Source organism: Rhodococcus sp. YL-1 (assembly GCF_001942025.1).
In the GTDB taxonomy this organism is placed as follows: Bacteria; Actinomycetota; Actinomycetes; order Mycobacteriales; family Mycobacteriaceae; genus Rhodococcus_F; species Rhodococcus_F qingshengii.
The window spans coordinates 4,143,291-4,158,812 of the sequence record NZ_CP017299.1; the positions used below are offsets into that span (position 1 = coordinate 4,143,291).

The following is a 15,522-nucleotide window of genomic DNA, read 5'->3' on the forward strand; positions in this document are numbered from 1 at the left end:
ATTACGATCACGGAGGACAAGATGACACCCGACGACCCCAATTATGACTTCGGAGTAGATCCGATCCAACTCACCAACGACAAGGTGAAGAAACTACTAGCGGCAGCGTACGAACGACTGTCACCAGCAGACAAGGTTCTCGCAGCATTCAAACCGGGAATCATGTGCCACACCAACGGAGAAGAGGTTTCGTTCATTCTCGAAGCGACCGGCGAAGTGATCGCGCTTGCATCCCGCGCCTGGTTGGCCGACGACGACGACACCGAATTCCGGCCCGAGTGGATACCGACCGACGACCTCGACCCGAGCCAGTTCACCTGATACCCGTGGGAAGCCGGAACCTCTGCCCGCACAATGTTTCCGGCTTCCTGCGCCATCCCAGAATTTCGATTATACTGGACCCCGCAAGCCGAATCACTTGAGACAGCATCAAGCCGGTTCACTTGTCCCAGATAGTTTTCGGGAAGCAAGCCGTCCCCACAGCGCGGACACTTGAATCGAACGGAAAAGCCGGGTCCACCAGGGGAAACATTCTCCCTTGCGTTGTCGCATCCACTTCCGTAACAAAGGATTCCCGAAATGTCACGCAACACGTCTCTGATCACTCGCAGCGTCGAATTTCGCTCTGCCGCCGAACCTGGCGACGGGCTTACTCTCGAAGGATATGCGGCCGTTTTCAACCAAGACACCGAAATCAGCTCCTGGGAAGGCACTTTCTCCGAGCGAATTGCCAAGGGGGCGTTCGTCAAGACGCTCCGGGAAAAGACTCCGGTCATGCAGTTTGATCATGGTCACGATCCACGGACTGGCACCGTCCCCATCGGCGTCTACACCGAACTCCGCGAGGACAGCCACGGATTGTTCGTCGCCGGTCGCCTGCACGACAACGATCTGGTGAAGCCAATTCGCCAAGCGATCGCATCGGGAGCCCTCACAGGAATGAGCTTTCGGTTCCGCGTCGTGAAGGACGAGTGGACCGACGAGAAGGGCCGCAAGCTCGACGCCGAGGCAGCCTACGACCGTCTGTATCGCGGCAAGGAGAAGCTCTCCCGAACGATCCGCGAGGTTGCGCTGAGCGAAGCCGGACCCGTTGTCTCACCGGCATACGCGGGCACATCTGTGGGAGTCAGAGACACCAGCACCACCATCACTTCGAGCCAGGCCGCGCGTCGGCTTCGGCTACTAGACCTTTAAGGACTGATTATCATGATCGACATCAAAGATCCACGCTGGCAGAAGTACCACGGCATGCCCGAAGCGCAGGTAGCCGCCGAGGCTCAGAAGGTTCGCGCCGAGGCACACGAGCTGGCCGAGCGTTCCGAATTGCAGGGCGCAGACGCCGACCGTTTCGAGGAACTCGCTGACACCCTCGAATATTTCAAGCAGCGCAACGAGAGCCGTAACCGCTTGTTGCAGCTGGCAAACGACCCCGGCACCATCGAAGCTCCACAGTTCGAGGATCGCAGTCGCAAGGAAACCCGCGCGGCACTCGAAGGCTTGCAGGTTCTCGAGCGCGCTCAGTCAGTAGAGCAGTGGAGTCGAGAGAACGGCCACAGCACCGCAACGGACGCCAATTTCGACAACTATCTCCGGGGCATCGCAACGGGTAACTGGAAGGGCGCAGACGCCGAACGTGCACTGGCCGAGGGAACTCAGAGCGCGGGTGGCTACCTCGTACCGACCCCGCTCAGCAACCAGGTGATCGACCTGGCCCGAAATCAGTTGCGTGTCATCGAAGCCGGGGCCATCACCGTCCCCATGACAGCACAGACATTGCGCATCCCGCGATTGATGGGAGAGGGCACCGCTGCATGGCGACTGGAAAACGCTGCATTGACGGCATCGGACTTGACTTTCGACGCGGTGACGTTCAAAGCCCGGTCGCTCGACCGGCTAATCGTCATGAGCCGTGAGCTTTTCGAGGACAGCAACCCGAGCGCCAGTAACGTCATCGCCCAGGCATTCGCGGCACAGCTGGCAGCTGAAATCGACCGAGTTGCACTGCGCGGCACAGGTGTGGACCCTCAGCCTTTGGGATTGCTGAACACGGCGGGAGTTCCGGTCACCAACCACGGCGCGAACGGAACCGCTCTCCCGGACTACGACTGGATTCTCGACAGCATCGGAACGGTACGGCAGAACAATTTTGAGCCATCGGCGGTATTGCTGGCACCACGGTCTCAGACCAAGCTCAGCAAGATCAAGGACACCTCCGGGCGCTACCTCGACGCACCGTCCAACCTGCCGAAGGTTCTCACAACCAACCAGGTACCGACCAACCTCACTGTGGGCACCAGTAACGACACGAGCGAAATCTACGTGGGCGACTTCTCTCAGCTGGCGATCGGTATCCGCACCGGGTTCTCGCTTCGATTGCTGACCGAGCGTTACGCCGACAACGGGCAGGTGGCGTTCATCGCCAATATCCGCGCAGACGTGCAGGTGTTGCAGCCTAAGGCATTCGCGATCGACTTGGGGGTGCGTCCGTAATGGCAGGCTTCGAAGTCTTTCTGACCGACCATGATCCGCTGACTCAGATCCTGAGCGATCTGGAAACGCCGAAGCGCGAAGGTATCCCGCTCGAAACCTGGCGGGCACTGCCGAACAGCGCAGACGCGTAGGTTAGCTCCCTCCCTCTCGTTGTCATAGCCGAGGGGGAGGGTTCGACCGGCAGAGCGCGTGCGAGCCCTAGCCGGTCACCTTGGGGCCACAGGAGGTTGGTTGCTTGTCCGGCGACTCCCTGTGGCCCTCAAAGGATTCCGGGAAGTAGAAGACTCGGATAGGTGTGCGAGGGGGTCGGCAGGGCCGCAGGGAAGCGTTTTCGTTGCCGTTGTCGTTTTCCTGTGGCCCACAAGGCATTCCGGGAGTAGAAGCTCGGAAGAGGTAGTGGCGGTCCATCGTTTCCATATCAGCCGAGGGCGCGGCATCATCTACCCACCAAGGGCTCTGTTTTCCACATGGAATTCGGGGCCTTTTGGTGTATGACTACAAACCGTAGTACAGAACCTCAAACTTATTGAAACGCTTGGAGACTGAGCAATGTCGAATTCATGGTGGTTGCACGATCCTCGCTGGGTCGCGATTCGCAAGTGGTACAAGGAGAACACACCTGCCGGGGGCTGGACCTGCCATCTCTGCAACGAACCCATCGACCCATATGCAAGCGGCAGAACACGATTGGGTTTGTCTGTGGATCACATCGTGCCGGTCAGCCGAGGGGGTGCATTGTTCGACCATGCCAACACCGCACCCGCACATATGAAGTGCAACAGTGGCAAACGAGAAGGCCGACAGCTGGCAGGTACCACAGCAGAGCCCTACCGCGCACCGTTCAGACGACGTAGCCGCCGAGCACCGGGAACAACAACAGCGAAGCCGAAGCCAAGCCTGATACCCATCGAACCTGTTGGACCTGACGACGTGCATGGTAGCCAGATCTGGTAGCACCCTTGGTGTCTCAGTATGTACTCATCACTTCACTGTGAACTGATACACACCTTGCAATGCCTTGCCAACCATGCTGAACCCACTGACATGCACTGTCTTGCAATGCATCTTGTACTGCTTCCTGTTGCTGCTAGTGACCACTGCCAATGGTGCATTGCGTCCTACGTTAGCCACCATGCACACCATCACTAGCACCAGACCAAGTGCAAGCAGCATCGACACTGCACTGATTGCTATTGCAACCTTCAATGCTTTCCAACCAACCTTGCGAACCGTAACGCCCTGTGGCAGCTCCTGCCGTACCAACGCGCTCCAGTCGCTCACTGCCTGTGTAGTAGCCATTGTTTGACTCACCCCTTCCAGTTGGTGAATTCCATGTGGAAAACATATCGCTAATGCGATTCATTCCCTCACTAACAATGACACTAATCAATTGTTTTGGATTGCGCTAATGGCACTAGGTAGGCAGAGGAATGGATGGTAGGGACCAGTGGGTAGGGGGGTCCAAGTTTTCCGGCATTCGCAGACGCCGAGCAAGACCCTGCCTCCGATCGCTTCTCCCTCTAAGTTGAAATCTTCAACGACACTGCATAACCGCAGGTCAGAGGGTTACTATAGTGCTCGAATCGGCGTCCGAGAGGGTCTGAAAGAGAATCTGCCATGGGACGACGAGAATCGACCGCGCGCAGTGCAGTATGAATACGTAAAGATATAAGGACTAAAACCAATAGCCGAGATGAGTCGGCCAATCTCATTAAATAGCTATTCCGAAGTCGGCAGAATGCCGCCGTTTCGATGGGTAGTGTATTTCGCTTCAGTTATGCGGAGCATTGTTCTACGGCTCTTCGGGTATTTCCGGTAAGCCTTATATCGAAAAGCATATGCAGCAATTTTGGTTTGACTGGGAATTGGCGTCAGAGAATCATCCGAGAGTGTCCACACCAAGCAACCATGCCCCTCGATGCGAGCTGGCAGATCAGGCCCCTCGAATGGGTCGCGATTTGCTTCGTAGTCGATGCCAATGGACCTATCTTCGGAACGAATGCCGACGTTTGCAATAGTGGTTGCTTCGGCTCCGAGATTAAGAACAACCAGATTCAGCGTGTCCTTCGACGGTGAGCCAACGCTTACCGACTGCCTCATTTCGACAGAGATTCTTGGCCACCGTATCCATGTCAGCGCGAAGCTCCACACCAGCGAGACGATCGACAACACAAGGGCGGCAACTGACATGCGCGAGAGCCTACCGCCTAATCCGTCTTCCACCAGTCAGAGTCAATCGAAATTATCTTCTTCGGCACGATTTCCACAGTGTCGGGGTCGAATACTCTACGCGGATTGCGCACCTTCACTCTCAGAATCGTCACCTTCAAGCACTCTCTGACGACCTCGCGCCTGTCCAGAATGTCGAGAGAATCCCACACGGCTTTTGTGTCTCCATCAGCGAATTTCTGCAGTACCGGATTACCCACCTGGCGCGCTCTCGCTTCGGCGGCTTCGATCTTCGGCAGTAGGGACTGTTCCATCTGCTCTGCCATGCGCGCCCGTGTGGACGCCGAGATATTGGCGTTGGTCAGCTCCAGAATTTCAGCGTCGAGTTGCTGCCTGAGTTCGCGGGCAAGTTCGGCAGCTTCCCTGGCAGCTTGGTCGTCGCCGTACATAGCGGCAGCGGCACGCACATGATCCGAAAAGAACTCCACTACAGCCGATTCCACATGCCTGTCCAGCTCGTCGGCAGCGCGCTTCACGTGACTGTCTGGGCAACGGTATCGAGGCCGAAGGTCTGACCTCATATTGGAATGCTTGACTCCCTGGCCGCACACTTCACAGGTAGCTATGCCCGAAAGTAGATGCGTTACTTGACTTCCCCAGGTACGGGACCGAGAGGGGTCGGTGAGCATGGCAACCAGCCGAGTGTGTTCGCCTTCGGTTATAAGCGGTTCCCAATCGCCCCGTGTACGTGAGATCTCGACCCGTTCGCCAGTTTGCTTGTCGTGCCGCCGACGTACGTGGATTCCGGCATAGGTCGGACTCAGGACCATCGAACGCAAACCCTTCCCGCCGATCTTGGCCCAACCACTCCCCTGCCTGCCGACACCTCGACTAGGCGCGGGCACTCCGCGCTCTGCGAACTCTTTTGCCAGGCTTCGCAGTGATTCACCCGCCAGCAATCGGCGCACCGCCTCTTGGACGATCGGCGCGGCTTCCGGGTCCACAGTCCAGCCGTCACGGCCGCGCACATATCCGAAAGGCATCCACCCGTTGTGTGTCCCTGTGGCAGCGGTCCGATCCTTCGCCCGCATGATTCGCTTGCGCGACAGCGCTACCTCTAGTTCGGCATTCTGAGCCGCGATACCGAGCATGTAGTTATCGTTCGGCTCGTTCAAGTCGTACAGCCGCCCGCCGACGAACCACTGCACGCCGAGGTCTGCGCAGAAATCCCGTAGCTCTGCGAACTCACCGAGCTTGCGCGTGATCCGAGACGACTCCCAGGACACCAAGACGACGCCACGCCGCAGCAGTGCCCGCAGGCGCAGAAAGCCTGGACGAGTGCCCTGAGAGTACCGAGACGCGCCTATGTCGTTGTCGACCACCACATCAATCACCGGCCACCCTTCGGCCTCACACGTGCGCCTGCAATCGGCTTCCTGCTCCGATACCGACCGTGCACGGCCTGACTGGTCACTGGACACGCGACAGTAGATGACTGCTCCATCAATCGACGCCATGGCTGGTACCTTCCAATCGTTGCGAATGCCCTGGTCACATGGTAGTTCTATATGGGTGACTTTGGCATACGGCTTCACCGAGTACGGCGGACCCGACACACAGTCCTACTTCGACGTCACCTTGCCCCCGCCCGGTGCCGGCCAACTGCTGGTGTCGGTCCGAGCGGCGGGCGTCAACCCCGCTGACTGGAAAGTTCGCGCGGGTACTCGAAAAGATACTGTCCCGGTGACGCTGCCTGCGGTTCTGGGCCGCGAAGTGTCCGGTGTTGTCATCGGAGTAGGTCCGCGGGTCACCGAGTTCGAGGTCGGCGACGAAGTGTTCGGCGCTACCGCGACCGGCTTCGGCGGCTACGCCGCGTCGACATTGCTCAACGTCTCCTCGACAGCACACAAGCCGCCTACCGTGTCCTGGGCCGATGCCGCAGTGCTGACGGTTGCGGCAGGAACGGCCTACGACGCACTCCACGATCTCGGTCTGAAACCCGGGGCGACACTCCTGCTGCTCGGCGCCGGCGGCGGCGTTGGTCGCAGCACGATCGCGCTTGCTCTGGCGCGGAGTATCAACGTGATCGGTGTCGCGAGCGAGTCCAAGAGAACCGCGATCGAGGAAGCGGGAGCACGTTGGGTTGCGTCGGGGGACGGCTTCGCAGACGACGTGTCCGCGTTGTCCCCAGTCGGAGTGGACGCGGTTTTCGACCTGGTCGGCGGGGACACTCTCACTCGCGGCGCTGAGCTCGCCCGACCGGACGCACCGATCCTGAGCATCGCCGATCCTCTGGCTGCGAGCCGACTCGGCGGCGGTGGTGTCGAACGCCGAAGAACTACAGCAGTATTCACGGAGGTCGCGGCGCTCGTGGCCGACGGGATCCTCGACCCGTCCGTGTCCGGGCGGTACCCATTCTCCCGCGCTGGGGAAGCGCTCGCTGCAGTCGAAGACGGCCATGCCGCCGGCAAAGTGGTGATCGAGTTCGGCTGATTCCTGTCGGCCCCCGATGGTTCAATCACCGTCTACGACGGACGGCGTTGAATCACCGTCTACGACGGGCGGCGTTGAATCACCGTCTACGACGGACGGGGGCACAGGTGGTTGCACGGTTATTTGCGATCCTGTCGACGCTCGTGCTCGTATGTCTCGTCGCGTCCTGCGGATGGTTCGGGGACGAGCGTCTCGAGTCGGCCCCGGGCAGCCCGACACGATCGGAGCTCGAATCGCTGCTGTCCCGGACCGCGATTGTCGACAACCGCCCACATCCGGGTGGATACGAGCGCGGCTGCGGTAACGGCGAGGCCCCGTTGACTGAACTAAATGCCGAATGGTGCAGGTCTGAAGGGGTGGGGTCGATGTGGGTCGGTAGCTTGCGGACATGAGCGAAGGGGAAAGTTCGAGAGATCTGTCGGGGCTTGTGGTGGCCCGAGTGGGTCGGTTGATAGCGACAGGTCAGGCGGCGGAGCCTTACGTCTTGCAGGGCAGCGACGGTGAACGAGTGGAGTCCGTCGAGGTGTTCTTCCGGGAGCTGATCGCTTCCGGGAGGTCGGTGGCGACGGTGCGTTCGTACGGTATGGATCTGCTCAGATGGTGGCGGTTCCTTCACGCTGTGGACGTGGCGTGGGATCGTGCCGATCGGGTCGATGCCCGCGATTTCAGTTGTTGGATCCAGTTGACGGCGAAGGCACGACAAGGATCAGTGGTGCCGGCCAGCGCCGAGGCGGCTGCTACTGCTGCGGCATCGCCGAATCCTGTCACCGGCAAACCGGCTCTGGGGGCCGGGTACTCGCCGGCGACAGTGGCGCACAGTGAGACGGTGCTGCGAAGTTTCTACGATTTTCATCGGGACGCGGGGACTGGCCCGCTTCTGAATCCGTTCCCTCTCGATCTCTCTCGCCGGTCGAGACGGGCTCATGCGCACCACAATCCGATGGATCATTGGGCACCTGAGCGTGTGGGGCGCTACCGGCCTCGGGTCTCGCAGCGGATTCCCCGAGCGATTCCCGAGGATCTGTTCGATAAGTTGTTCGCGGCGTTGTCGTCGGATCGGGACCGGGCGTTGGTGGCGTTCTGGATTTCATCGGGGGTGCGAGCGTCGGAGCTGTTGGGAGTCCGCGAGTGCGATGTCGACCCGGGGCAGCAGTTGATTACTGTGGTGCGCAAGGGAACACGTGCGGTGGAGCAGGTACCCGCGTCGGCGGACGCGTTCGTCTGGTTGCGGTTGTATCAGGAGCAGTTGCGGGGCGAGGTGCCACTCGGACGGATGCAACCGTTGTGGTGGACACTGCGAAGGCCTCGCCGCCCGTTGAATTACCATGCGGCGCATCGGATGTTCGAGCGTGCGAATGCTACCCTCGGTTCGGATTGGACTCTGCACGACTTACGTCACAGTGCAGCGAGGCGGATGGCCAACGACCCGCACTTGTCCTTGGTGGAGGTCAAAGAGGTGTTGGGGCACGCCCATTTGTCGACGACCGAAATTTATCTGACACCCGATAAGGACGAGGTGATCGCCAGCGTCCTGGCCCACCACGCTCGTACTGCTGATCAGCGGGAACATCCGCGGGCTCCGTCGCCGCCTCCTGCTCCTGGATACGATCCGGCAGCGTTGAGCGTGCTGTTCGGGAGGCCGTTGTGAGCACTGCCGTCAAGCACATGACCCGCCCGGAACGCTTCGAGGTCACACCGGTGCCGCATTCGAGGATTCGCCAACTGCACAAACAGTTTCCACCACGCGAAGGTGAACTCTGGTGGCCGCACACCGCTGCCTCTGCTGAGGAGGTCGAGGCCCGACTGAACTGCTCGGTGCTTGCTGAGGCTGCGGTCACCACCCGAGCCGGACGGCACCGGGGCGTGATCAAGATACTGACCTGGTTGGCTTCGGTGCCAGGCGATACCTGGCAAGCCCGGTGGCTCGCCAGCGGCGCCGAGAACATCCGCGGGTCTCGTTACGGCGCGACAACCTCCTGGGCCGATCTCCCGGTGGAATGGATTGCCGGACACGGGCGCCCTGTCAGACATGATCGCAACGACCTGGCTGCAGGACTGCTGATGTTGCTGTGCCTGGACGTGATCCGGCCGCAGTTGCCGTGGATGCTCTCCCGGGCGCACCCGTTTCTCGCGCCGATGATGGCAAAGCTGCGAGATCCGGACGGATTCGCGCGGTTGGACGAGCTTGCTGCCACTCAGCCGGATACCTCGCGAGACGATGCACGAATCGCAGCGACCAGAATCGCGACCCTGCTGGTATCCAAAGGCGGGACGGTCGCGGAGATCACTGTCGGCGATTGCGTGGAGCTGATCGAAACGATGGCGCAGGTGCACTCCCGCCGCGGTCAGAAGAAGATCGATTTCTACCTGCGACTACGTGCGATGGGCATCTTTCCCGAGGATGCACCACACAGCATCCGTGCGTTCGGCGCTCCGGTCGGACAGTTGACGATCGAACAACTCGTCGACCGCTACCCGATCGAGAACCAACCGATCCGAGCTCTGCTCATCGACTATCTGCGCGAGCGTCAACCCGCGCTGGACTACACCAGTCTCAACTCTCGTGCCCGAGGACTCGCCGGGCTGTTCTGGAGCCGCGTCGAGACACTCGCCCCCGGTATCGACACCCTGGCGCTGCCGCCTGACGTTGCCCGAGCATGGAAGGACGACCTGAGATCGATCACACGCACCGCCGTCGACGCGGCGGGACGAAAGCACGAAACAACTTCGCCCCGAAAGAATTACAAAGACAATCTGTTGCAAGTGCGTGCGTTCTATCTCGACCTCGCGCACTGGGCCGTCGAAGATCCGGCACGCTGGGCGCAGTGGGTGGCGCCCTGCCCGATCAGCGACGCCGAGGTCAAAAGAGGCAAGGAACTCAAACACCGTAAAGCGCGGATGGATCAGCGCACTCGCGAGCGATTGCCTGTCCTGTCGCAGTTGGTTCGGTCCGCAGCTGACCGCCGCGCGGCCGCAGCGGCTCTACTTGTTGCGGCGCAGAACACCGAACCAGGTGAGGTGATCGCGGGAACCGACGGAGAACTGCGACGATCCTTGATCCGTCGGGGAACTGGCCGCGTCGTATGGGCCGACAATACTGTTACCGGTGTTCGCCGCGATCTCACCTACGAGGACGAGGAAGCATTCTGGGCATTCGCCACTATCGAAGTGTTGCGGCTCAGCGGTATCCGTCATGAAGAGCTCCTCGAGCTCAGTCACCACAGCATCACCGAATATCGACTACCTAGTACCGGTGAACTGGTTCCGCTGCTGCAGATAGCTCCATCGAAGACCGATACCGAGCGGCTGATCTTGGTCAGTCCCGAGCTTGCGGAAGTCCTCAGTGCGGTAGTTCAGCGTTCGCGGCAACCCAACGGATCGATACCGCTCGTGGCTGCCTACGATACGCAGGAGAAGCTGTGGAATCCGCCGATGCCGCTGCTCTTTCAGCGGGGAATCGGAAACGAACGCCGAGCGATCCCACCGAGTTTCGTCCGCAAGCTCCTCATCAATGCGCTCACCGTGGCAGCTCTCACCGATGCCAGTGGCGATCCGTTGATGTTTCAGCCCCACGACTTCCGGCGAATATTCGTCACCGACGCGATCATGAACGGCCTGCCACCCCATATCGCACAGGTTATTTGCGGGCACAAGACAATTGACACGACGATGGGCTACAAGGCCGTCTACCCCTCGGAAACGATCGAAGCGCATCGAGCGTTCATCGCGCGTCGTCGTTCGATGAGACCCAGTGAGGAATACCGGACACCGACCGACGAGGAATGGGATGCGTTCTTGTCTCATTTCGAGAAGCGGAAAGTATCGGTCGGGACCTGCGCACGGTCGTTCGGCACACCCTGCATCCATGAGCATGCTTGCGTCAGATGCTCACTCCTGCGGCCGGATCCAACGCAGCGAGGCAGGCTCGAAGAAATCCGAGACAACCTCGAAGCCCGCATCATCGAAGCCAAACAGGAAGGCTGGCTGGGTGAAGTCGAAGGACTGCAGGTCAGCTACACCGGAGTCAGGGACAAGATCGCACAGGTCGATGCCACGATGAAACGAGGATCGGCAACAACTGACCTCGGAATGCCTGGATTCGGATCGATCTCGGGAAGGACTTCCACATGATTACCAAGCTTGAATTCTTGTTCAGAGAAGCCTGCGTCTTCGGCCCCGCGTGGTCCGACGACCAGGACGCACCTGGTGGCCACGACGGGTGCGATACCCGCAACAACGTTCTGGCCCAAGATCTCTCGGACGTGGTGTTCAAACCGGGAACACGTGACTGCGTCGTACTGTCCGGCGCGATGACCGACCCGTACTCCGGAGATCGCATCGAATTCGAACGCAGCCAGGCCAAGTCCGTCCAGATCGACCACGTCTTCCCACTCGCCGCGGCCTGGGACTTCGGCGCGAACTCCTGGACTCCTGCGTTGCGGATGAGGTTCGCGAACGACATGTCTCTGAACCTGTTGGCCGTCAACGGCCCCGACAACCAGTCGAAAGGCGACAGCACGCCCAGTGAGTGGTTGCCGCCCGATCCTGCGTACCGATGCTTTTACGCCGGCAAGTACTTGACCGTCGCGATTTCCTACGGCTTACCGGTCAGCTGGGCGGATCACTCGGCGTTGACAGAACTCGCCACTCGCTGTTGAGCTACCGGCCGTCCTTCACCACTCGACCGCTCTGAATGACGAGTGCGATGCGCTCACGATCGGCGAAGATGGACGGATCCGTCAACGGATTGCCGCGGAATGCAACGAGGTCGGCGAACTTGCCGACTTCGATGGTGCCGACCTCGTCGGCGATACCGAGAATGTCGGCGTTGATCCGGGTAGCGGAAACCAATGCGTCCATCGGGGTTTCGACCTTGGCGCGCAGGACCAGCTCCATTCCCCGGCCCGTTTGATCGGTACCGATGAGGTCCGATCCCAATCCCACTCTGACGCCGGCATTTCGAGCAGCAAGAAGCCCGTCGATCTGACCCTGCATCATCTGGCCGATCCGAGCCGAAATCGATTCGGGTAGACCTGCTGACGCCGCGCTGTCCGAGAGCGCCTGCACCACAGCCAACGTCGGCACCAACGCGACGTCGTGCTCGGCCATCAACTTGGCGGTCTCGTCGTCGATATCGGAGCCGTGCTCGACGCATTTTGACCCGGCAGTGACAGCGTTACGGATTCCCTCGTTGTTGTGAGCATGCACCGTGACATAGGTACCGCGCGCATTGGCTTCCTCGACGGCAACTTCGATCTCGTCGACCGTGAACTGGGTATCGGTGAGCTTGTCATGAGTCGATACCACTCCCCCGGTAACACACAGTTTGAGGAAGTCCGCACCCCTGCGGAACGTCTCGCGAACGTTCTTTCGCATTTCGTGCGGACCGTCGGAAAGCAGAGACATACAACGTAATCCGGGGATGTCATGATCGGACCAGTCCGAAGTCGGCTCCCATTCGGCCGCCAGGTGCCCGTGTCCACCGGTCTGGCACTGGATCGGGCCGCACTGAATGATCCGCGGACCCGGAATCTTGCCCGAGGCGACAACTCCGGCGAGTCCACCGTCGATTCCGCCGCAGTCACGAACAGTGGTGAATCCCCCGTCGAGGGTCGATGCGCAGGTCGCGAACATGTCTGCAGCGAGCTCGGCTACCGAGATCTGACGCCGCAGGCTCGGTGCGAGATCGCTCGATCCACCGAGATGAACGTGTGCGTCGATGAGGCCGGGCGTGATTGTCAGCCCGGTGCAGTCCAGCACCTCCGCCCCCGTGGGTGGCGTGCCACCGAGTGCACTGATGCGCCCGTTTTCCACAGCAACAGCGCAGTTCTCGATCGGGTCGGCGCCCGTCCCGTCGATGATCGTTGCACCGGTCAGCCATACGACAGACATATTGAATGTTCCTCCGACGTGTACCGATCGCCGGAAGATTCCGCCGACATACCGAATAGGGTTCGGTTAGTATGATGCATATCGGCTCCCGAAATCAAGGAGTTGTCATCACTCGATGAAGTCCGAGATTGCTGACGAATCCCTCACCAGGAGAATCGATGCCGCGTCCCACCCAGCCGATACTGTCCACGCGAAACATCACCGACGCGGCTCTGGATGCTGTCGACGCGACCGGCGACTTCACCATGCCCGGGATCGCCAAGCAATTGAACGTGACTCCGTCTTCGCTCTACACACATATTTCGGGTCGATCCGAGATCGTCGAACTCATGCGCATCCGCGTGATGTCGTCGATCTCTGTCCCCCACCCACCCCCAGGATGGAGCGAACGGATCAGCGCGTGGGGGTGGGCCTATCGCCGAGCTGCGGTCGAGCACTGGCGCCTCATCCCGCTGCTCATGACACGCAGCGTCCGCACCGAGGTAACTTTTGCTATCGATACTGCACTGGTTCAGGCATTTTCGGACGGGGGTTTCGATTCGGCCGACACTCGTCACGCAATCTCCACGCTGGACAGTCTGGTTCTCGGATCAGTCGTGAAACTCTCGACGCCGGATGTCGCATGGACCCAATCCTTCAACCCGAGCGAGATCACGCGCGAGGCTACGACCCCACTGCGAACCGACGACACGTTCGACTTCGGCCTGCGAACCCTGATCGCCGGATGGATGGCTCAGCGCGTTGTTCGTCTGTATACCGAACCTCATTCGGATTCCGGCGTCACTTCACGGTGAACGACCTGGTGTGCCATCCCGTGGCGCCACCGGGAATCGGCGGAGTGCGCTCTTCCACCTGAACGTTCCCGTCCAGATCCGTCGCTCTGACCTGCACCGTGTGCAAACCCGAGCCTGCATCCCACATCCACGACCATTGACGCCAGGTGTCGATCGAGTACTCCTGCGCCAGTGTCGCCGGTTGCCATTCACCGTTGTCGACGCGAACCTCGACCTTCTCGATCCCGCGATGCTGCGCCCAGGCCGTTCCCGCCACCAGCACCTGGCCCGGCTCGATGGGAGCCAGAGCTGCCGGCACCTCGATACGCGAGGACGTCTTGATCGGTGCCTGCGCACCCCAACCGCGCTGGGTCCAATAGGCCTCGACCTTGTCGAAACGCGTGAGTTCCCACTCCGTCACCCACTTGGTGGCGGAGACGAAACCGTACAGACCGGGAACGACCTGCCGAACGGGATAGCCGTGCTCGAACGGCAACGGCTCACCGTTCATCGCCACGGCGAGAATCGCGTCACGGCCGTCGGTGACTATCTCGACCGGGGTGCCGACTGTGAAGCCGTCGACGCTGGTCGAGAGGAGCATGTCGGCGTCGGGATGGACACCGACTTCGTCGAGCAGGTCCTTCATGGGATAACCGATCCACTTCGCGTTCCCGGCCAGAACGCCGCCCACCTCGTTCGAGACACACGTCAGCGTGATGACTCGCTCGATGGGCGTTCGCGCCACCAGATCGTCGAACGACAACGTCATCTCGCGGTCCACCATTCCGTGAATCCGCAGTTCCCACGAATCCGTCGTCAATTGCGGAACGAGGAGTGCAGTGTCGATTCGGTAGAAGTCGTCGTTGGGCGTGATGTACGTCGACGCACCCGCAATCGCGATGTCCGCACCCGCCGGAATCGGCGGCGCCGGGTCAGCGGCGGTGGGCACGACAAAATCTTCACGATTCGCTACTGCTCCGGCGATTCTCTGCCCCACGAACTTCCCGGCCGCACCCGCTGCCGCAGCCACTGCCAACGCCGCACCCGCAAGCAGGAGGAACTGACGACGAGGCAACCACGAGTCGGCGACGCCCGGCGAGAGCGGCACTTCGAGTTGTGTGATCAGCAACCGCAAGGTTGCGACGCCCGCCACCACACCGACCAGCGTCGGGAACACGTACATCGCATCGGCAGTCGGGCGCTGCATCGCCGCATACACACCAACCGCGCCCAGAAGAACGAGAATGACGCTGCCGATCGGGCGGCGTCGCCGTTCCAGGAGCCCGGCCACCGCGCCTAGCAGAACGATCAAGATCGACATTCCGATGAACAGCGCCGGCTTGTCATTGGTACCGAAAGTGTCGATCGCGAACTCGCGAGCCCACGCCGGCGTTCGGTCGACGGTAGTCGCACCTACCGCGTAGAAGGGCGACGCGTCCGGGTTGATCGGCAGCGCCACCAGTTCACCGACGCCCAGGACGACAGCCGCGGCCAAGACCCCGGAGATCGCGTGAGCAGCCCATCTACGACGCGGTGGACGAGATTCGGTGCTCGGGTGCTCGTCGATGTTCTGTGTGACCATGTCGTCTCGGCTCTGTCGGTGCGAGTGGTGCTTCGATCGGATACCCGACATTCGACGCTGCGGGCCATCCGGATGGGTGCACTCCTCCATCAAGAACTACTCCGAACTCGCGATTAGAGTGGG

The 15,522-nt window shown here is 60.7% G+C and carries 14 protein-coding genes and 1 pseudogene; 10 read left to right on the forward strand and 5 right to left on the reverse strand.

Annotated features, from left to right (window positions below):
• Positions 1-21 precede the first annotated feature (21 nt).
• From BH682_RS19205 to BH682_RS37315, 5 genes are all read left to right on the forward strand, one after another.
• On the forward strand, positions 22-321 hold the full coding sequence (locus tag BH682_RS19205; protein ID WP_157127657.1) for a hypothetical protein: 300 nt from the start codon (positions 22-24) through the stop codon (positions 319-321).
• Between the two features lie 258 nt (positions 322-579).
• Positions 580-1,194 (forward strand): HK97 family phage prohead protease, encoded by a 615-nt coding sequence (locus BH682_RS19210; protein WP_075833772.1) that lies wholly within the window; start codon positions 580-582, stop codon positions 1,192-1,194.
• A gap of 12 nt (positions 1,195-1,206) precedes the next feature.
• A complete protein-coding gene (locus BH682_RS19215; protein WP_075833774.1) occupies positions 1,207-2,490 on the forward strand; it encodes a phage major capsid protein in 1,284 nt (427 codons plus the stop codon).
• A complete protein-coding gene (locus BH682_RS37100; protein WP_263284184.1) occupies positions 2,490-2,621 on the forward strand; it encodes a hypothetical protein in 132 nt (43 codons plus the stop codon). The genes BH682_RS19215 and BH682_RS37100 overlap by 1 nt, the downstream gene beginning before the upstream one ends.
• Before the next feature lie 418 nt (positions 2,622-3,039).
• Positions 3,040-3,444, forward strand: coding sequence for an HNH endonuclease (locus BH682_RS37315; protein ID WP_075833776.1), 405 nt, complete (start codon positions 3,040-3,042; stop codon positions 3,442-3,444).
• A gap of 27 nt (positions 3,445-3,471) precedes the next feature.
• Here the strand turns inward: BH682_RS37315 and BH682_RS19225 are convergent, their stop codons facing one another.
• The 3 genes from BH682_RS19225 to BH682_RS35940 form a co-directional block, all read right to left on the reverse strand.
• A complete protein-coding gene (locus BH682_RS19225; RefSeq protein ID WP_087503885.1) occupies positions 3,472-3,789 on the reverse strand; it encodes a hypothetical protein in 318 nt (105 codons plus the stop codon).
• 420 nt (positions 3,790-4,209) lie between these two features.
• A complete protein-coding gene (locus BH682_RS35935; protein ID WP_143542614.1) occupies positions 4,210-4,680 on the reverse strand; it encodes a hypothetical protein in 471 nt (156 codons plus the stop codon).
• Positions 4,681-4,697: 17 nt separating this feature from the next.
• Positions 4,698-6,176, reverse strand: a complete 1,479-nt coding sequence (locus BH682_RS35940) for a recombinase family protein (RefSeq protein WP_075833780.1) — start codon at positions 6,174-6,176, stop codon at positions 4,698-4,700.
• 25 nt (positions 6,177-6,201) lie between these two features.
• On the opposite strand from BH682_RS35940, the gene BH682_RS19235 reads away from it, so the two are divergent.
• The 4 genes and pseudogenes from BH682_RS19235 to BH682_RS19250 form a co-directional block, all read left to right on the forward strand.
• Entirely contained in the window at positions 6,202-7,152 is a 951-nt protein-coding gene (locus BH682_RS19235) for an NADP-dependent oxidoreductase (RefSeq protein WP_075835364.1), read from the forward strand.
• A 388-nt stretch (positions 7,153-7,540) separates the two neighbouring features.
• Positions 7,541-8,800 (forward strand): tyrosine-type recombinase/integrase, encoded by a 1,260-nt coding sequence (locus BH682_RS19240; RefSeq protein WP_011133407.1) that lies wholly within the window; start codon positions 7,541-7,543, stop codon positions 8,798-8,800.
• Positions 8,797-11,283, forward strand: a complete 2,487-nt coding sequence (locus tag BH682_RS19245) for a site-specific integrase (protein WP_011133408.1) — start codon at positions 8,797-8,799, stop codon at positions 11,281-11,283. Before BH682_RS19240 ends, BH682_RS19245 begins: the two co-directional genes overlap by 4 nt.
• Positions 11,284-11,309: 26 nt before the next feature.
• Positions 11,310-11,810 (forward strand): annotated as a pseudogene (locus tag BH682_RS19250) (HNH endonuclease family protein); the annotation flags it as partial.
• Position 11,811: 1 nt separating this feature from the next.
• On the opposite strand, the gene BH682_RS19255 reads toward BH682_RS19250, so the two are convergent.
• Positions 11,812-13,044: a metal-dependent hydrolase family protein gene (locus BH682_RS19255; RefSeq protein WP_075833782.1), complete on the reverse strand. Its 1,233-nt coding sequence runs from the start codon at positions 13,042-13,044 to the stop codon at positions 11,812-11,814.
• A 158-nt stretch (positions 13,045-13,202) separates the two neighbouring features.
• On the opposite strand from BH682_RS19255, the gene BH682_RS19260 reads away from it, so the two are divergent.
• Complete coding sequence (locus BH682_RS19260) at positions 13,203-13,838, forward strand: TetR/AcrR family transcriptional regulator C-terminal domain-containing protein (RefSeq protein WP_075833784.1); 636 nt, start codon at positions 13,203-13,205, stop codon at positions 13,836-13,838.
• On the opposite strand, the gene BH682_RS19265 is transcribed toward BH682_RS19260, so the two are convergent.
• The gene (locus tag BH682_RS19265; protein WP_020908339.1) at positions 13,825-15,399 is read right to left on the reverse strand and encodes a molybdopterin-dependent oxidoreductase; all 1,575 of its coding nucleotides are present in this window, start codon (positions 15,397-15,399) and stop codon (positions 13,825-13,827) included. The two genes, BH682_RS19260 and BH682_RS19265, sit on opposite strands and share 14 nt — an antisense overlap.
• Positions 15,400-15,522 lie beyond the last annotated feature (123 nt).